This window comes from Fulvivirga sediminis (assembly GCF_016757215.1).
Classification (GTDB): domain Bacteria; phylum Bacteroidota; class Bacteroidia; order Cytophagales; family Cyclobacteriaceae; genus Fulvivirga; species Fulvivirga sediminis.
Genome location: NZ_JAESIY010000016.1, coordinates 39,090 through 60,801, shown reverse-complemented (window position 1 = coordinate 60,801; position 21,712 = coordinate 39,090). Strand labels below are relative to the sequence as shown.

Genomic DNA, 21,712 nt, shown 5'->3' with positions numbered 1-21,712 from the left:
GTAATTTAAGCGTCTTAGAAGCTCTTTATAATTGTTCCCTTATCAAAAGTCGAAGTCCATTCCAGACATATCCACTTCTGCCCTTTCATATATATCTCCAATTTCAATATTTGAAATCTTTATTTCTGAGTTTTCAGCAACCTGACTCGCAATTGACTCAAAGTTTACAGCCATTCTTTTTATAGTATCTTCTTTAAAAAGCTTAGAGCTGTATGTCAGCACCATTTTAATACCGTTATCCTCCAGCTGATAAGCATGGAAAGTGATATCGTTCTGCGAATACTGTACAGGAAGAGGATAATTAGTGATCTCCGTATTATCAAGACCAATGCCTGAAGCTTGATAATTCTGTAGTAGAAATACTACATCATATAAAAAGTTTCTGTCAGGCTTTCTCTGTAATTGGAGCTCTTTATATACTCTCTCCATGTCGCAGCTCTCATACTCATAAATATTGAGCATCAATTCTTTTACTTCCTCCATCAACTTCTCATAGGTGATCTCAGAGCTTTGATTGATTCTTACCGGAAATGCATTGAAAAACAATCCCGTAGTTCGGCTTACATCCGGATGATTTCTACCAGCTACGCCACTACCAATGATTATATCTTCCTGACTTGAATATTTGGAAAGCAAGATATAAGTGATCGACATTAGCTTTACAAACAGAGTTACTGATTTGTCAGTAGATGTCTGATCCAGCTTATCAATGATACTTTTATCTACCTCAAAACTAAATTGTGTTCCTTCAAACTCCCGTCTGAAACTTCTCTCATAATCAGTCTGGAGTTGCAACGTAGGTATTGCTGGAGCAAGGTGCTCAAGCCAGAATTTCTCGGCTTCCTCTTTTTCGTTGTTTTGGAGATAAGCAATATAATCTTTGAGTTGCAATGATAATGGTTCAAGGTTTTTGCCTGAATATAATTGAGTAAATTCTTCAGCCAAAACACTAATCGTCACACCATCGCAAATGATATGGTGTAGATCAAAAACCAGAATGGTTTGTTTGTTAGCCACATGTACCAGCCCCACTCTGAAGAGACTTTCTTCTGAGAGGTCGAATGGCCGGATCATTTTAGAAATTATATTCTCAACTTCACCAGGGTTATCTTCCACTTCAAAAACCTCAAAGTTCACCTCACAGTCCTTATGCACTTTCTGCATAGGAATACCATCTACATTGTGAAATGAGGTTCTTAAAGGCTCATGTCTGTCTACCAAAGCTTGTGCACACTTCTTAATACGACCAACATCAACTTGATCTTTAAGTAAAAGTCCATTAGCAATATTGTACACTGTGCCGATGTTTTTAAACTGGCACTGCATATAAATATTGGTCATCGCAGGAGTTAAAGAATAATATTCAGCCTCCTGTGCTCTTTCAATTGCCTGATATGAATGATCCTCATCCAAAGATTCAAGGTAGGCTCTTACCGAACGTATGGTAAGTGCCTTGAAGAGGTTCTTAATTTCAACTTTACGCTTGAGTTTTTTATGGATATTGGAGGCTACAGCGATCATTTTTAATGAATTGCCTCCTAATTCGAAAAAGTTATCGTCCAATCCGACTTTATCCAGCCCAAGCACATTCATCCATATAGATGCTATATCCTTTTCCAATGGTGTGACTGGCGCTGTGTACTCGGTACTGACCTCAGGCCGTGGTGCGCGAGCTACATCTTTTTCCTCATCATCGCTTGTTTCCACCCATTGCTCTACACGCGTATTTAGATCGGTAGGTGAATGTATAACAGCAAAATCATCACTACCCATATTCAGCGCATACTCCAAAGCTTTACCAGCTTCCTCTGCAGACATCCTGAGTTTATCGGTCAACATATCTGTGTCTTCCTTACCCCCTGTAACCGGCCAGCTATCCCAGGCCACGCTAGACCATGAGAAATCAGATTTCCTGTTCGCCCACAAAGCAAAATTTTCGAGGAAGTGACTAGTAGCCGCATATTCAGAAAATCCCAAACCACCAAGGGCTGAACTTATGGATGACATCAGCAAGCAAAAGTCTAGATCCCTGTTTTTTGTTGCTTCATATAAATTGATAGTACCTAATACCTTCGCCCTATAATTAGCCCCTGCTTCTTGCAAATGAGGAGTTTCAATGGCGGGCATAAATGCATCTTCTCCTATGGAGCCAGCAGCATGAAAGATGCCATTGATTCTACCATATTCAGATTCTATGTTTGTTATTACTGACTCTATTTCGTCATGTTTGGCCACATCGCATACAGCTATATCCACTTTGGATGTGTGCTCCTTCAATTTTCTGAGTGCGTTTATTCTTTTTGCCAGACCGGAGCTATTATCTTTCGTAAGGATATTATCCCATTGTTCCTCTGTGGGCAATGCTGTTCTGGACAGCAATATAACCTGTGCATCATAAGTACGAGTGAGATAATCTGCTATAGTCAATCCAATATTTCCAAGTCCGCCTGATAATACATAAACTCCACCATTCACGATACTCGAATTGTTCTGTTCCTGCTGCGAAGTCACCAAACGATAATCCATTTCCCAACGATGCCCATTACGGAAAGCAACCTGAGAAATGGTATTTTTTTGTAAAATTTCATTCCATAGCTGTCGTGCGACGATCTTAGAATCAGCCGAGGATGTGTTCACATCCAGTTCCTGGCATGTGATTATAGGCTGCTCCTGAGGTATTGACCTTAATGGCCCTAATACTGTAGCAGCCCAAGGATTAATATTTTCACCTCCAACCACATCGAATAGACCTGTTGCCACCCAATGAATAGTTATGGGTTGGTTGATGCCTTTATTTTGGATAGCTTTTGCCAAAGCAATAGCAGTGTTATATCCTGTGTCCAATAGAAAGTCCTGGGTATCAAATTCTCTAGAAGCATCATCAATCTGCCAAAAATTTATAACCCTGTTTAACTTATCTCCATCAAATTCTCTAAAGGCCTGGTGTAGCCCTGTTAAACCTTCTTCCTGTTTAACCTGCCTCACTTCTATTGATCCATTCTCGCATAATTGTAAGAACTCATGGCATATACCAGAATTATCAGAAAGCACCATCCAAACCTCTCTATTATCAGGTTTACTCAAACCCTTTTTAAGGGGTGTTCTACTCCATGAGCTATGATAGAACCAATCTTCCAACTGCTCTTTTTTCAACAATTCATTTGCTAAATGCTGCTGGGTCAGCTCTTTGATATCCTTGTCTATCCAATATCTGCTCCTTTCAAACGGATATGTTGGCAAAGGTAACTTGGAAGGTTTCTTCTGGCCGTGTAACAGCTTCCAATTAACTACAATTCCATTCTCCCAAAGCTGTCCAAGCAACGTAACAAAACTATCATGTCTCACTTTTGCGATTAGACATCTCTTATCCTGACTAAGATCTTCCTCAGCTACTTCCTTCAGTTCAGCTACGCTATAGAACTTTTTAGCATTATAGTCATCTAATGAAAGATCACCTTTACCAAGGTCGTGCATCAACGTAGATATTGCAGATGCTGAAACCTCCTGATTATAAATATTGGCCATCCATTTGAGACAGGTAGTCTCAGCTGTCTTATTGCCAGCCACCATATACATCAGAGCCTCAATTGAAGTAGCCTTAACAACGCTTACGTTGACAGCAGCTTCTTTGAGGAATCTGGCCATGCATAAATGCCAAAGCAAATTCGACTTCGCACTGTGAGTGATAATATCCTTCGACGATACCTGAAGATGACCTATGGCTGAAAGATCACTGCAAACCTGATCAATGTATTTTCGAACTATATTTGAATTATCGTATAGAGATAATGCTGAAACTTGGTCGAATTTGTAATCACTGAAGTCTAATACCAACTTTTCCGGATGAGTAGCTACTCGACCATAAGCATATTCATCCAGTGCCAGATATTCCAACAATTGGTCAACACTATCAACCGTGATTGCCCTCCTAAAAGTCAGTTCCTTTCTTCCTTCCTGTAAGGTATGAGCAATATTAGCCAAAGACTCATTGGGGGTATTATTCAGGTGCCTGTAAAGCTGTCGGGCTTGTTCAACTAGTGCAGTACTTGTTTTGGCACTCAATACAACCACATGCTCTCCTGCTATGCCTTGCTTTACTTCATGCTTATATTCCTCGAGTATGACATGCACGTTAGTACCTCCAATACCCATTGAGCTAACTCCGGCATACACCGGAAATTGATCCGCGCTAAGTGATACTGGCTGCTGCGGAATAAAAAATGGGCTGCTAATAAGATCCAAGTTCTCATTAGGTATATCAAAGTTGATGGTAGCCGGCAGCATTCGGTTTTTAACAGACAATACTGTTTTAATAAAGCCAGCCACGCCAGCAGCAGCATCGAGATGGCCTATGTTAGACTTTACCGATCCGGTACCTATACTACCCGCAGCCTGATCGCCATATACTTTTTTGAGCGCTCTTATCTCCACAGAATCGCCAAGTGGCGTAGCTGCACCATGAGTTTCCAAATATCGCATATCTGATTTATCTATACCTGAAATCTCTATAGCCTCGGTTATTACATCTGCCTGACCTTGTACACTTGGCGCGGCATAGCCAACTTTCTGACGTCCATCATTATTGATCGCCGAACCTTTAATAACGCCATGGATGTAGTCACCATCTTCTATAGCATCCTCTAAAGGTTTGAGTGCTACCACTCCTCCTCCATAGCCAAATACAAAGCCTGACGCATTAGCATCAAACGATCTTATTTTTCCATCCGGCGAGAAGAACATGCCATCGCTATATAGATGACCACTTTTTTGATAAGGACTTACCGATACCCCTCCTGCAAGAGCTACCTCACACTCTCCACTTAAAACACTTCTACAAGCCGTATGAATAGCAACCATGGATGTAGAACAAGCGGTCTGAATGCTGTAACTCGGCCCTTTGAGGTCAAATATATAAGAAGCCAGAGTCGTCATCAGATCCTTGGTAGAATTCATACCTGCGGAAAAAGGATCAATGTTGTCTTTAGGCTGTAGATGAGTTTTTAATTTCCAATCAAAGTTATCTATGGCTCCACCGTACAATCCTATCGGCCCTTTAAACTTTTGAGGATTGATTCCTGCATTCTCCAGCACTTCATTGATCAGTTCTATAAACAGTCTAACCTGTGGATCCATAAAAACCACATCTTGTGCTGATAAACCGAAATAGTTGGCATCAAAGTATTCAATACCTTCCAGATATCCCTTCGCCTTAACGTACATAGGATTATCCAGTAGCTCTCTACCTATTCCAGCATCCATAAGGTCTTCCTTCGAAAAATGGGTAATGCAGTCTTTACTATTGACCAGATTACTCCAAAACTCATCTATATTCTTTGACTTTGGAAATCTACCTGCCATACCAATGATGGCGACCTCCATTCCTGTTCTTTCCATGATAGATTTATTGCTATTCCGTTAGCGTTATCGGATTATAAGTTTATTTTAACTCCAGTTCTTTTTCTCCAAACAGTCGTTCAGCTACTCTCCCATTATCTTTACAAACCTCCATAAGTTTATTCGAGGCCATAATAGGATTAGAGTCTTCCGTGTATTTTACTGCCATCACATGATTAAGCCAAGGCTCCTGTCCCATGGCATATACATATACTTCCTTACAGTCAAAACGATCGACTATATCAATGCCTCTCTCATAATTAGAGCCCGCCAATCTTCTGGATTTATCCATGTCGCTCGGCAAAGATTTTGAAAGTAATGGCCCGTATAACCAGCTCAATGGGGCTCCGTCGCACTCCATTCCTAAGAATAGGACATCAACATCTCCGTATAGCTTTTGCACATGCTCATATAGAGCTGGCTCCAGGTTACATGAATCTGCAGCAAGCATAATTTTCTTGTTGTTTATCTCTATCAACCATGCTGCTTTGGTTCGAATGTTCAAATCCGCGTGCTCGCCAAAGAAAGGTATAGAGGTAAGAATACCAGTAGGCGTATCAATGCTCTCAAGTTCATCCAATTCAATGGTATTGTTGAAGCCAAGGTATGTAAGAGTATGTTTTAATGAAGGATCCTGAAGTGCACCACCTCCACTTCTAGGAACTACAATATTCTTCACCTTGTGCCTGATCTGCAACAAAGTTTCAAGAAGTATATGATCCTGGTGGTTATGGGTAATGACTACATAATCAATTTGCTCGGGCAAATCCTCATAGGTATATCTTGAAATATCACTCTCATAAGTATAGCTCAATACAGGATCAAAAAGCACATTAAAACCATTGGCTTCTATAAGTATACAGGCATGTCCAAAATACCTCCAACGTATACTATCACCTTCGTAGCTTTCATAGGCACGAGGCTGCTCTGTAGTGAAGAAACTTTTAAAGAGCTCAATTTTTTCTTGAGGAACTTCTACCTTGTCCAATACTTCCTGAAGAGGACGCGGTGTAGCCTTCATTGCAAATAAAGTGTCTATTAATTCAGCATTGAAAGGTATTCTTAATTCAACACTCTTATCATCCACAAGCCTCGGGGTACTCATCACAAATGGTCTGTCATCTTTATCGATGAGAGACATCATCAGACTTTGCGCGGAATTGTCATAAAATTCGCTTTTGAACAACAAAGGCTCTATTAATCTGTAGGATGGTTGGTTGTTCAAATCATAAACTAGCTCAACATAACCTTTCAGGATGTCAGGAACCTGCTTATATAGGTCCTGTAAAGAATAGCCTTTGGCAGAAGAAAGTAAAATTTTATCCAGCTCAACTAATGCATTGGCTAAATAAAACATATTGGCTCTGTCCTTCTTCGTTCGGGCAATTAGATCCTCTATATCCTCAACCCTTCTTTCCGGATAATCGATAAACGGTCCACCCAGCAAAGCCGGATTAGCTACGGCCATCTCATGCAACTCCGGAGATTCAGCGTATGACTCCATAATCTCCATGTGCCTGTTTTTGATGTTCATAGCTGCCGTGGCCGGAGAAATCAAATGCGACCAGGCATACCAGTTGTCAATTAAAGGTTCAATTACTACATTCTGTTTTAGATATACTTTATCCATATCTTGATTTGGAATATTTTTTAAGTTGTTGATTACGTATTTAATTTATTTCAGAGATCTGATTTGCTCTTCCTTTTTCTCAGCATCATCAATTTGCTATTGACCTCTTTTGCACTTTTCTTCTCCTCTATACCTTCAGACTGATCTGTATCATCAGCAGTAAAGTGATCGATAAATAAAGTGATGGTAGGATAGGTATAGTAGTCCGTGATTTGCACATCCAGATCAAGTCTTTTCTTGATCTTTCCATTGATCATGACGATATCCAAAGAGGTTAGTCCTATTTCAAAAAAGTTGCTGCCAGGATTGGAGTCCACATCCATGAACTTGTTAAACTCTTCTCTAATCACCTCTCTAATTTCCTGCTTGTCATGTGATTTTGTTTCACTTTCCTGTTTGTCTTTGATGCTCCTATCCATGATGACAAGTCTGCTCAAATAGTCTACATCCATCTGAGTAGAAATAACTACTTGCGGCTGCTCTATTACCTGAAGGAGATAGTTGAGACTTTTCAGCCCCTCTTCTCCGGTGAATCCTCCAATCAAATCTTCATCTGTTACACGTTTATGGTGTTTTTCTACCTCTATCGCCAGACCAATACTTTCCCAGCGATCCCAGTTCACTGCCATAATTTTTTTTGACGGATTGCTACGATGAGCGTAATGTGCAAAAGCATCTACGAAAAGGTTAGATGTACAATAGTGAACTTGACCCACTGCAGAGACAAATGAAGTAAGCGCTGAGCTTAACATCACAAAATCCACTGGAATATCTTCAAGTGCCTCTACAAGATTAATTGCACCTTTTATTTTCGGGCTAAGTAACTTATAGGCTAAACTTTCATTAACATTTTGCAACGTGCAATCATCGGGCGTAGCGGCCATCTGCATAACGCCGTCCATTCTGCCGTACTTGTTATAGAAGTATTGCATTTGCTGCTGTACCGACTGCTTATCAGATATATCAAAATATGCTAGTTCATAACTTATACCTTTAGCTTCAAGATCTATAAGCTTTCGTAAACGGTGTTTTAATTTCTCGTCATAGTTTGCTATTGATTGAGACTGAATATCCTTTTGAGCTATAATTAGACTCGTGTTTCTTTCAGAATTAACTCCGGGAAAGCTCACGACATTTTTATATTGACAAGCCAGCAACTTATCCTGCCACTGCTGAGCAGTCATTAGAGGAGAGTGATTTTCTACTCTGTCATCCTCAAATTCCAACCATCCTTCGACGAGTCCCCATATGAGATTAGTCCAGCTGTAAATGTTAGTTGACTCAACGAGACCAAGATAGCCGCCTGGCCTCAAAAGGCTTTTGAGATTATCTAGAGCGCCTGATACATGTTTAGGCACGTGTACTACGTTATATCCTAGCATTATATCAAAACTATCTTCTGCGAAGCCTTGAGCAACAGGATCTGAAGCAATGTCCAAAACCTGATAGTTGATGAAATCAATTCCTCTTTTAACTGCTTCGGTCTCCGCTTTAATTAAATTAGCCTTTGCCACATCTGTGAAGTAATACTCCACTTTTTCAGAATCAAGCAGAGGAAGAATATGACTGGTTAATGCCCCAGATCCAGCTCCCACTTCCAAAATCCTTAATTTCCTGTTTTGAGGTAATGTTTTGAAAAGCTCTGGAAGCAGTAAATCGCTACATAGTTTCAGATATAACTCATCATCTGTTATGGCAGGAATATTTTGCATTTTGTCTGCAATTATTCCTTGAGGAGATTCTTTATACAAGAAAGATACAGGCTCCTTTTTCCCTGTTAATATTTCATCATAGGCTTTAGTACACTCGTATACTAATTCAAATAAACCAGCAAATGTCTTATGGCGTTCTACAAATTCGCTAAGTAACTCCTGCTCATCTCCTTTACTTAATCTATGTATTTGAACCTGGCCATCCTGCACACTTATCCACTCTTCTGACTCTAAAAGATAGAAGAGGTAGCCAATCAATTTATCATACTTAGGCTCTGTATTAAGTGATTTTCTAAGCGCTTCTGCATCTATAAAATCACCTATATTTAGATCTGCCTTCCTTTGCAGATACGCCATCGTGTTGCTCGCACAGAATCCATTAAGATCATGTAATACTGTTCCTTGTTCTTCTATCTTGAGTATGCCAAGGTCTTGTTCCAGCTCCCGCTCTCCTTTCGCAATTACCGATTGTGCATCAGTGCTCAGACCTTTTAATTCTTTATTTTCCCTGATAGGCAACTTATCATCAAGAATGCTTTGCCAATCTTCACGTGCCGGCAAAGGATTTTTCCCTGTTAGAATAAGTTTGGTATTTTCCCCCTGACCGAAGTATTTAGCCATTTCTAAGCCTATACCTCCTAAACCTCCTATCATTACGTAGACTCCGTCCTTTTTTATAAGCTCATCCGGAGTCCTTTCAGCAAGGCTTTGAGACAATTTATTAAAAGATGGCACCCATCTATCACCCATGCGAAATGCTACCGCGGGATGAAAGCTATCATTGTTAACTTCACTAATTATGGCATCAAGATCAGCAACAAGTTCATTTTCAATTTGCACATCAATCAGCTGAGTCTGGATATGATCCGCTTCAATTTCAATTAATTTGGCTGGGCCATAAAATAAACTGGTAAACGGATTAATCTCATCTTTTGAAAGAATGCTAAAAGCTTGATTCCCTAATACCGTTAACTTAAAAGGTCTTTTAAGTGGCGTTAGTGCCTGAGCAAGTTTGCTAAGATTTAAAAAGCCGAGCTGCATCGACTGACCAAAAATCTCTTCACCCTTTGATGGATCAAATTCACCCATTTCGCCAAGTCCTCTGGCATAAATTATAGACTCAGGAATAGCATGGTTTGCTTGTAAGAATTTTATCAATTCTGTAAAGCTCGTATCCTTGGATGGATCAATGGTGATATCTTCTGGATTGCTAAAGTCATTACTATCACCAAATCTCACCTGTACAACATTTGAACTATGCTTTTTAAAAACTTCCAGAATAGATCTTTGTGCTCCATAATGGCCATCGGCAAAGATAAGAACTCGATCAGGCATATACCCTTTACGCAACTTTGGTGATAACTTCCATGTAGGCGCGTATAACCAATCTCTTATCTCTCCCCTGCTACTGGTCTTCATAACTGACTTTGATTGCAGATTCTGCTCTTTCGGTAGCAAGTTTTTGTAATCAAACTGAGTCTTGTCGAAAGGATAAGCAGGTAAAGAGGTAACCGATGCCCCTGGTGCCACTCCCCATTTAACATCTATACCATGTACCCATAGTTTCCCTAAAGACTGCATAAAATACTCGTAATCATCAACATTAAATGATGACGACCTCATAGTAGGAACTATCCTTGTCGCTCCACATTTTTTTGCAAAGCCAGAAAGCGTATTACCCGGGCCTATTTCAACAAAAACAGGATTGTCCAGTGTCAATAATTTTTGAACCCCGGAAGCAAAACTCACCTTATTCCTCAGCTGCTTCCACCAGTAAGCCGGACTAACAGCTTCTTCATTCTTTATTATATCTCCGGTAACATTGGAGATAAAAGGTATTTTGGGAGTTTCCAATTTAAGATTTTCAAAAGCCGAAAGGAAGCTATCCTTAACCTCCTCCATCATGTAGGAATGAAAGGAGTGAGAAACAGCTAATTTCCTACCTTCATATCCTTCTGTCTGTAGCTTGAGATTTAATTGCTCTATAGCCTCATCATCTCCTGTAAACACCACCTGAGAAGGCGTATTTACGGCCGCAATATTTATAAGATCATTCGTATAGGTCTCCGCTACGTTCTCCGGCATCAGTACACTTAACATACTACCTGCCTGAGCCGCCTGCATAGCTTTACCTCTTTCAACAACTACTTTCAATGCGTCCTCAAAAGTAAAGACGCCCGAAATACAGGCAGCGACATATTCCCCCAAGCTATGCCCTATCATATAAGATGGTTTTACACCATATCCCATGAGTTTTTGTGCTACATGGTATTCTATGCAGAATAAAATGGGCTGGAGATAACACGTCTCTTTTAATTTAGACGCATCTTCTTCAGTGGTTCCCAGAATTATATTTTTTACATCAGTACCCAAATAGCTCTCTAATACTGAAAATGATGCTATTAGCTTTTGTCGGAATACTTCATCCTTCATGAATAGATCATGAGCCATATTTATATATTGACTACCTTGACCTGGAAACATAAAAGTAACCTTGGCATCTCTCACAGCCTCTTCTTTGGCTATGAAGTTGCCACCCAGCATGTTTTGTTTGACAGCATTTTTGCCATTCCCCGAGTAAACAGCTCTATGGCCAAATTTTTCACGTTTTTGCTGCAGCGTAAAAGCTAGGTTTTCAAGAGATGGAGCACCATCTTCTTGTAAAAACGAAGCTATAGACTGCTCCAGTTGCTGCAGGCTGTCAGGTGATTTAGCACTTATCGGTAAGACATAAAATCCTTCGTTATTGTCTGCAGATGTTACTTCTTCCATATACTGCTCAAGAACCACATGGGCGTTAGTACCTCCTATACCAAAAGAACTGACGCCAGCTCGCAAAGGACTGTCATTGGCCTCCAGCGGTAGTAGCCTATTGTTAACATAAAAATTAGTATTCTCAATTTTTAATGCAGGATTAGGCTGTTCGAAATGTAAGCTTGGTGGTAATACTTTATTTCTTAAGCTGAGTACAGCTTTAATGAAGCCTGTAACCCCGGCAGCTGCATCAAGATGACCAAAATTAGATTTTACTGAACTAATTGGGCATTTATAATCAACAGAAACTTGGCCGAAAGCCTTCTGTAGTGCCTCAAGTTCAATAGGGTCTCCTAATTCTGTAGCCGTACCATGTGCTTCTACAAATGAAATACTTTCTGGTGATATTTCACTCATTTGATGTGCTGTACGAATACACTCGCTTTGGCCTGAAATACTGGGAGCGGTGTAGCCTATTTTGTCATTACCATCGTTATTAACGGCCGAGCCTTTAATTACCGCGTGTATATTATCCTTGGATTCTACCGCATCTGCATACCTACGGAGCACTACTACTCCGGCTCCCTCTCCTCCGACTGTGCCCTGCGCATCGTGAGAAAAAGGTTTGCAATGACCATCAGGAGAGCTAATCATTCCTTCCTGATACACATAACCTTCGTTTTTGTAATTTGTAATGGAAACACCACCGGCAATAGCAATATCACACTCTCCGTTAAGCAAACTCTGTGCGGCCATATGAATCGCCACCAGGGAAGACGAACACGCGGAGCTAAGTGTAATGCTCGGCCCCGTCAAGTTTAAATTATAAGAAATCCTGGTTGCGATATAATCCTTATCGACTAATTGCGACCCCGCAAAACTTCCGTATACATCATACTGGGGAGAATTAAAAAAGAGGTATTCCCAGAATGGATTAGCCGACCCACATAAGAACAGACCTGTTTTTTCTCTATGAAGACCAGGGGTATATCCAGCGTCTTCTAATCCGCGCCAGACTTCTTCATGCATGACCCGCATCTGAGGATCCATCACTTCGGCTTCACGCTTTGAATATCCGAAAAATTCCGGATCAAAAGCTTCTTTATCAGCAAGAACTCCGTATGCAGGCACATAATCTTGGGATGGCTTCTTGCCATCGAAGAAAGTAATACCTTCCACTCCTTTAGTAAGATTTTCCCAGAACTCCTTCAAGTTCGCTGACTTTGGAAATCTGCCGGCCATACCAATAACAGCTATTTCCAGTCCATTTTCGTTTATAATTGATGACATAAAATATTTTTTATTGGCTTGACTTTATACCAGGTGGATAAATTTGTCACTAAGCAATTTCGCCAGACTTGCGCGCTGAATATCTTGGGGAACTCGCTTATTATTCAAGATAGTATTTAGGTGCCCCAAAGCTTGCTTGAGATGATGCTCAGAGGCAACTTCATAACCTTCTTTGATTCTCTTCTCTATCTTAGTGATCTCATTATAGGGACTCACAATATCCTGATGATAATTACTATTTTCTGGATAATAATTTCTAGTACCCACAGCTACGCCCCTGCATCCACTAATTTTCATGAGATATTCTTCCTCTGCCACCATCAAATCATTCTTCAGTGTATTAAGATGTTGAATTGAATTGAATGAATAAGCTTTGAGAGGCTTCTCACTCTTTTGCGTTAGATACGTAAGTACTTCCTTTGGCCCCACTTCAATGATTGTAGTACAACCAGAAGCCTCTAAAACTCCCAATGATTGAAACCACTTGACCGGGGACACCAATTGTCTGGTCAAATGTCCTTTAACATCATCTGTATAAGGCCTAGCCGTTTCATTAGCTATTACTTTGGAAGTCTGGCTGTTAAAGGTATAGCCTTCAAGAACGGTATTAAAATCTTTAGCGGCCTGCTGCATTAGCGGGCTATGAAATGGTCCACTCAAGTTAAGAGGATAAACCAAAGCTCCCTTGTCTTCCAAGGCCTTTGCAATGGCAAAAATATCCTTATTGTAACATGAAATACTACATTGTGTAGCAGTATCATAAGCAGAAAGATACACCTCAATAGCATCACTCCTCAACTGCTCGCAAACTCCCTCTACTACCTGAGTGTCGATATTTATTACCCATAACATGGTACCCTCAAGCTGTTCTGATGTTGCAATAATGCATTCACCACGCTTTTGAACCAATGGGATAGCTTCAGAGAAGTTCAGAATACCATCACAACATAAGGCGGTATATTCACCCAGACTATGACCAATCATCATTGCTGGCTCTACATCCAACTCAGCCTGAAGCACTCTATAAGAAGCATATGAAATAGAGAGCAAAGATATCTGAGCAAAATTCAACTCATTGAGTTTTTGTTCACCATCCTGCCAGATTTTAAATATATCTGCTCCTGCCAAATCACTAGCCTCTTCGATAGTATCTTTGAATACGGGAAATTCATGATACAACTCCTTACCCATTCCTGTAAATTGTGACCCAACGCCGGGAAACACAAAGCTGATTTTATTCATTCTATTAATTATTCCTCTTAAAGGTTAATTCTTTCTGTTTAATCGTTTAAGTCTGTTTGCCTTACCCTGACGCAATGTATCTGTGCGATCAAGTTCAGCCTCCTCAATAGCAAACTCTTCAGGAAAAACATTCGCAATAAATTTCTCTATTGTTGGATATTTGAAGAGCGCCATAATATCTATTTCCTTCCCAAGAATTTCCTCTATCCTGGGCTTCAATTTTATAACATTGAGTGAAGTACCTCCAATATCAAAGAAGCGATCCTCTACACGTACTTCATCTATTTTCAATACATCTTTCCAAATATTTGCTATCTGTTTCTCCAAATCTGTCTTCGCTACTTTTCCGTTGGAATTTACCTGCTCGCTTAAGAATGGCACCTCTTTAAGAGCTTGTACATCCACTTTACCATTGTTAGTCAGTGGCAACACAGACAGATGAGCGTAATATGCAGGTACCATATATGGTGGAAGTATATTTTCCAGTTGGCCTTTGATGGCTAATACGCTTTCAATATCAGTTGAAGCACAATAAGCTGAAATATACTTTTCTCCATTCTTTTCAAATACATCGAGATACACATCATTAATCCCTGCTAATTGAAGTACATGTTTACTGATCTCTTCAAGCTCTACCCTGAAACCTCTTATCTTAATTTGATTGTCGACCCTCCCCAAATATTCAATGGTACCATCGATATTATACCTGGCCAAGTCTCCAGTTCTGTAGACACGCAGCCCTTCAAGGTGCTTCGGATTGACAAACTTTTCCTGATTAAGATCAGGTTGATTGATATATCCAATAGCCAGTCCATCACCTCCGATACAAAGTTCACCTTTGTTTCCCCAAGGCAGCAACTCACCAGACTTACCAAGTATGTAGCAAGAGGTATTAGCCACCGGTTGACCAATTGTAGAAACATTATTCGCATGCATGTCCTGATTAAAAGTAGCTCCTATTGAAGCTTCCGTAGGGCCATACTCATTATGGAGTTTCACAGCCGGAAAAAGCTCCTGACTTCGGTTTATCAAAGTTGGACTAGCCTTTTCACCTGCCAGTACTACAAATCTAAGACTCATTCCCAAATCCTTCTTATCAGCTATGCCTTCAATCAGCGCTCCGTATAGCCCTGGAGTTGCTACCATATTCGTCACCGAACCAAGATCTGCATGTTTGAATAACTGAGTAGTATCTAATCGTTTGTCATCAGACACTAACGTTAGCTTACCTCCGGAAAGTAAGGATGCATATAAGTTTGAGGCAAACCCATCAAAATGATAAGAAAGCAATTGTAATGTGTGATCATCAGTGCTAAAGCCATAGTTCTGAATTCTCCAGTATATAAAATTCATCACACCTTTATTGGTCACTTCCACGCCTTTGGGTTCGCCAGTAGTGCCAGAGGTATAAATAATATATATACTATCATCAGCCGTCTCAGTTCTCTCCGGATTTTCCTTCACGCCTTCAAGCATATTTGCACCTACAACCAATACTTTGATATCTGCTGTAAAATCAGACTGCGAGAGCAACAATTGGCAATTGCTGTCTTTTACGATCTGTTCGGTTCGAGCCTGTGGTGCTGAAGGTGATAATGGCAAATAAGAGCCTCCGGTTTTAAGCACAGCAAGCATTGCTATAATCATGTCTATAGACGGTTCAAATAATAACGCCACTCGAGGGTTAGACATTGAACAGCCCTCCCTGATCTTGATGGCCAGAGCATTGGACTTTTCGTTCAGTTCTTGATAAGTGATATCACTTCCCTCAAACTGTACAGCCACATGGTCTAGATACTTTTCTGCAATGGATTCAAAATAAGAGATCACAGTGGTACTCGGATATTGTGTTACTGGCCCATTGGCATTCTCAATTATTCGTGACTTTTCACTGTTTTCCAGAATCTCATAATCACCAATCTCCATATTAGTATCGGCTAATATTGCCTCTACAATTTTTTTGAAATATCCGGTAAACTTATCAATAGTATCTTCCAGAAATAACTCCTTGGTATATTCCCATCTGAAATGGAATTTACCCTCCATTTCGTATGTAGAAAGAATAAGTTCAAAAGCAGCACGATGTTCGAGAGGAATATTCGTTTGCTTAAGATGACCTAACTGAAAGGTTGTTTCTTCATAATTTTTGAAAACAAATTCGACATCGAATAACGGGTTTCTGCCAGTTTCTCTTTCCAGTTTAAGTTCTTCAACCAGTTCGTCCAGTGGGAAATCCTGGTTATCAAAACATGCTATGGCTATTTTATTCAGTTCCTGCAAAAATGTCCGGAATGTCCATTGAGGCTTCACCTCGCTCCTGATTGGTAACGTGTTGATAAACATACCAATTACATTCTCAAGATCTGGATGGTTTCGGCCTGCACTTGGTGAACCGATAATTATATCTTCCTGATTACATAGTTTACTAAGAAATACCTTATAGGCAGCTAGTAATACTACATACATTGTTACCCCTTCCTGATCTGCCAACTTCCTCAGGCGCAATGAATCCTCTTCGGTCAGCATAAAATCCTTGGTGGCTCCTATATAGCTTCTTTCTTCAGATCTCGCTTTGTCTATCGGTAAATCCAGCATAGAAGGTTCATCAGCATACTGCTCCAGCCAGAATTCCTTCTGCTTTGAAATAGCTTGTTGCTGTTCTTCCTTTTGTTGCCACTCAGCGAAATCCACATACTGCACGGGAAGCTCCGGCAATACATCATTGTTATAAAAATGGAGAAAATCACTGATTAGAATATTCTGGGAAGACCCATCAGTGATAATGTGATGCATATCTACCAATAGGTAATTGACTTCCGGGGATTCCTCAAACAAGCTTATTCTCAATAGAGGTCCCTTTTCCAAATCGAAGGGTCTAACGAACGATTTAAGCACCTCTTCAACACTACCTGTTGATGAAGGTATCACTTCTAATTGGAAAGTATCGGAATCATTTATTTTTTGGTATGGCTCATTATTATTCAGAACAAAGGTGGTTCGTAAACTGCTATGTCTTTCAAACAGCTGCTTCGATGCATTCTGAAGTCTTTCTTTGTCTAGCTGCCCCTCAAGCTTTATCAGTTTAGGGCTATTGTAGGCTAAGGAACTCTTATCCAGCTGATATACGAAGTAAAGTCTACGCTGAACTGCAGATAAAGCATACAGTTCTTTATCAATGGCTTTTGGAATAGATGTAAATTCACTTTTCTCACCTTCTAGCCTCTCTTCAATCAATGTGCTCAGACTAAGAATGTCGCTATGATTGAGGAAGTCTTTAATCGAAACCTTCACATGAAGCGCTTTATTTATGCGTCCGATCAATGTCAGGGCTTTAAGAGAGTCTCCTCCCAGATCAAAGAAATCATCATCTATGGTAATATCAGGCTTACCAAAAAATGAATGCCATAGCTGCAGAAGTACTTCCTCAACACTTCCCAAGTCTTCTGTTGAAATATGCTCATCTGATATATCCAGTTGAGATTCATCAATGTGCTTATCAGGCAACATCTCATAAAAATCTGACAGCTTATGTCTTGACAACATCAGCTCGGCCACTCCGCTATTTATTGATCTTTCTAATACTTCTCCGGCCTCCTGAGCCGAAATACTGTCAACTATCTCATTAAAACCTTTGCTGCGAAGCACTTTCGCTGCTTCATTGGCCATACCCACATTACGTACGTGGTTCCAGTTGATGCTAACTACATTATTCGTAAGCTGACCTGATCTCTGCTTAGCGTAAGCATTTAAGAATAGGTTCGCTGCTACATAGCCTATCTCACCTTCAGGAGCTGCTATGGAAGCAGTAGAAGAACAGAGGATAAAGAAATCCAAGTCCCTATTTTCCAACAATTGATTAAGTACTATGGCTCCAACCGCTTTTGGGAGCATCACCTTCAGATCATCTTCTCTTGATCTATTGTATACGATACCTCCAAAATCTGCTCCGCCTGCTGCATGGATAACTCCGCTTATGGTTCCAATATTTTGCTCCACATCCTGGACTACTTCTTGCATCTGGCTAATGTCAGAAACGTCGGCCTGATAGTAGAATACTTCTGAACCACTCTTCTCTATTTCAACTAATGATTGTATCACACTGGCTTTCGGATGATCTACCAGCTGCTTATCGTCTTTCCATGATTCTTTAGATAGTAATTCGCTTCTTCCAGTAAGGATTAGCTTCACACCACTGACTTGTGACGTGATATAACGGGCGAAGTTCATACCCATGCCTCCTGTACCTCCGGCAATAAGATAGGTCTTACCTGATACAAAATTTGTCTCATTCTTTGGTTGTGCTAAAGCTATTGGCTTCATTCTCTGAACAAAGCGTGTTTGATGGCGATAAGCAGTAACTACATCCTGGCTTGACGACTCAATATCCGCAGCGAGATCTTCCATCACTCTGTCATTGAGAATATCAACATCTATGTTTCTACAAGCTAGTTTTTGAAATTCTTTAGACAGTATTCTTATGGCTGCCAATTGCAAGGACTTTGCCGGAGACAATTGCTCCGCGGAAAATACCTGATGAAGGTTGTTAGTGACAGAAATCAAAGTTACTTGCTCTTGAAGACTCACTTCATCGATCGACTTGGCGATATTAATCAATGGATAATAATGAACTTCTAATTGAGAGATAAAATCCTCTCTGCCTGAAATATCCAGTTTGGCTTCATCAACAGACCACAAATACAATATTCGAACAGATTCTTCTTTGAAATGGTCAAAAAGTAATTTGTAGTCGTTGTTATCATTGGGCCTGATGGTGAAATGCTCATCATCTATCTTCGCATATTCATTGCCTTTGGATATAATGATGGTTTTTGCATCATCCTTTCTAAGTGTGTTGATAAGTACAGACGCCGACTCCTCTTCAGCAAATACAAGTAGATAATTATAATTATCCTGAGCGGAATCACTACTGTATAAATCTGATGTTTCCCAAACTGGGGTATAAAAGCACTGATCAAGTTTATTCTCTACCGTATGGGTATTTTGGTTCATCCTTTCGGTAATCAATCGATAAGCATCTACCTCAGCTGGAAACTGTTGCTGATCGAAAGAGTAAACAGGAAGTGATACTGTGTGTCTTTCCTGATCTTTATAGAATGCTGACCAGTCAATATCGATACCATACTCCCATAACTTACCAATACCCGTGTACAGATGATCAAAGTCCGTAGCATCATGATCCTGATGCCTACTAACAGCAACAACCTTATGCCCTTTATGACGCATAGCGTTAGACCGCACAAATACACTTAATTCTATTCCTGGACCAATCTCAACAAAATTGGCATCTCCTCCAGACATAATGGTGTCAATACCTGTCTTAAATTTTACGGTACTAACCAGATGTTTTACCCAATAGTCTGCTGACAAAATTGTTCCCTGTTCTTTCTTTTGTCCGTCCACATTGGAGATCATAGTCAGAGTCAGTGGCTGCATTTCGATAGTGGCAAGCACTTTTCGATAATCATCCGCAATCTGGTTCATGTGATGCGAATGATAGGCAGAAGCTCCTGCGATCAATCTACAGGATATATTCTCTTGTTCGAGGCTCTTTATTAGCTCTTGCACCGCATCATGATCTCCAGCCACAACCTGCAATTCTGTACTATTGGCTGTTGCCAGAGTTACTCCTCTATGATCTTTCAAAAAGTCATTCAATCTATCCTCTGTAGCAGACACAGCCATCATTGCACCGGACGCCACAGTTTTCATGAGCTTGCCTCGTTCTATAATGAGCCTAATGCCAGACTCTAAATCAAATGCTCCTGCCAGGCACGCTGCTACATATTCGCCCAGACTGTGTCCAATGACCATATCAGGCTTCACACCCCAGCTCATAATTGATTTTGCTAAAGCATATTCTACTGCAAATAGAATAGGATGTGTATAATTAGTTTGATGAATGAGACCATCAGAACTTTCTGTTTCCGCAAAAAGGATTGCCTTCAAGTCGGCATCCATGTATTTAGCGGCTATTTCAAAACAGTTGTCCAATGTCTCTTTAAATATTGGTAAGTCGTGATACAGGGTTTTGCACATATTGACATACTCAGCTCCCTGACCCGCAAACATAAATACATTAGGTACCGATTGGTGGCTATTGACCAGAGCAGGATGCTTGAGCAATCTTTCTGATGATAATGCTTCCAATAATGATTTTCTACCCTGAAATACTATTGATTTTCGGTATTTAAGATCCGCTCTACCTTGATTAAAGGTGTAGGCAACATCTGATAAGTTTACCTCGGTGTTTTTCTCCAGATACTGTGCAAGAGCAGATACGTTGCGCTTCAAAGCATCAGCAGTATGTGCAGAAAGCTTTATCCAGTCAATATCATTATCGCTTGAGACCTTAGAATTTTCAGGACACTCTTCCAGCACGATATGAGCATTGGTTCCGCCCATTCCAAAAGAGCTTACTCCTGCCCTTCTTGGTGTCAATGATTTTTCCCATGGTCTTAACTTCGTGTTGACAAAAAACGGCCCCTGCTCAAAATCTATTTTAGGGTTAGGGCTTTCGTAATGTAAGCTGGCAGGAATGTGTTTATGCTTGAGGGAAAGCACCGTTTTGATAAAACCTGCTACTCCTGCTGCGGCATCAAGGTGACCTATATTGGTTTTTACTGATCCTATGGCACATTCTGTACCTGTTTTACCAAACACCTTATTTAATGCTTCAATTTCAATCGGATCACCAAGTGGCGTACCAGAACCATGTGCCTCCACCATATTGATCGTAGCGGGATCCACTTTGGCCATATTGTATGCTTTGAGAATAGCCTTGTACTGACCATGCTCACTTGGAGCCGTGAACGACATTTTTTCCGATCCATCGTTATTTACCGAAGCTCCTCTGATTACCGCATAAATGTGATCCCCATCTTTTACTGCATCTTTGTATCGCTTAAGAGCCACCACACCGACGCCCTCACCTCTAATCGTTCCTATCGCCTTTTCATCAAAAGTCCTGCAATGCCCATCATTTGAGCTAACCATACCTTCTTCATAAAAATATCCCCTTTTAGTACTGTGACTAAGAGATACTCCACCGGCGAGGGCTACTTTACACTCCCGCAATAGTAGACTCATAACGGCTCGTTGTATAGCCACTAAGGATGTGGAACAAGCCGTATTTAAATAAAATGCAGGCCCCTGAAGATTAAGTAAGTAAGATACTCTAGCACACAGATAGGTTATATCCTTCAGCTGGGAAGCTGTAAAGCTATCTACATAATTCTGCTCGTTGGCAAACATAGCATAAGTTTCCCAGTTAAGACTCGGAGATCCTCCTGCGAACAGACCTACTTTATCCTGATTTTTTCTAATGTCTATACCAGCATCTTCAAGTGCCTTCCAGCATTCTTCATGAAAAAGTCTGATCTGAGGATCCATCAACCGTGCTTCTTCCGGACGATATCCGAAGAAATCAGCATCAAAATTCTCTTTATTTTCTAAAAAAGAATTGGCTTTTACATAGTCTGGGTGCTTGTACTCTGATTCAGGAACACCAGCTTCTGCCAATTCTTCATCCGTAAAGTAGGTTACAGACTCATAGCCATTCTTCAGGTTATCCCAAAACTCATTAAGATCCTTAGCTCCGGGAAACTTCCCAGACATGCCAATCACAGCTATTTCTATACCACTATAATCTTTCATCTATATTTAATTCTCT

At 40.4% G+C, this 21,712-nt stretch carries 5 protein-coding genes; all 5 read right to left on the bottom strand.

Going from position 1 to position 21,712, the window contains the following annotated elements:
- Nucleotides 1-42: 42 nt before the first annotated feature.
- From JL102_RS21540 to JL102_RS21520, 5 genes are read right to left on the bottom strand one after another with little or no spacing between them, the layout of a single operon-like run.
- Nucleotides 43-5,394, bottom strand: a complete 5,352-nt coding sequence (locus JL102_RS21540) for an SDR family NAD(P)-dependent oxidoreductase (RefSeq protein ID WP_202246545.1) — start codon at nucleotides 5,392-5,394, stop codon at nucleotides 43-45.
- Between the two features lie 43 nt (nucleotides 5,395-5,437).
- Nucleotides 5,438-7,024 carry an MBL fold metallo-hydrolase gene (locus JL102_RS21535; protein ID WP_202246544.1) on the bottom strand — a complete coding sequence of 529 codons (1,587 nt, stop codon included), beginning with the start codon at nucleotides 7,022-7,024 and terminating at the stop codon, nucleotides 5,438-5,440.
- A gap of 50 nt (nucleotides 7,025-7,074) precedes the next feature.
- Nucleotides 7,075-12,780: a type I polyketide synthase gene (locus JL102_RS21530; RefSeq protein WP_202246543.1), complete on the bottom strand. Its 5,706-nt coding sequence runs from the start codon at nucleotides 12,778-12,780 to the stop codon at nucleotides 7,075-7,077.
- A gap of 24 nt (nucleotides 12,781-12,804) precedes the next feature.
- Nucleotides 12,805-14,022, bottom strand: coding sequence for an ACP S-malonyltransferase (locus JL102_RS21525; RefSeq protein ID WP_202246542.1), 1,218 nt, complete (start codon nucleotides 14,020-14,022; stop codon nucleotides 12,805-12,807).
- Between the two features lie 24 nt (nucleotides 14,023-14,046).
- Nucleotides 14,047-21,696, bottom strand: coding sequence for a non-ribosomal peptide synthetase/type I polyketide synthase (locus JL102_RS21520; RefSeq protein ID WP_202246541.1), 7,650 nt, complete (start codon nucleotides 21,694-21,696; stop codon nucleotides 14,047-14,049).
- Nucleotides 21,697-21,712 lie beyond the last annotated feature (16 nt).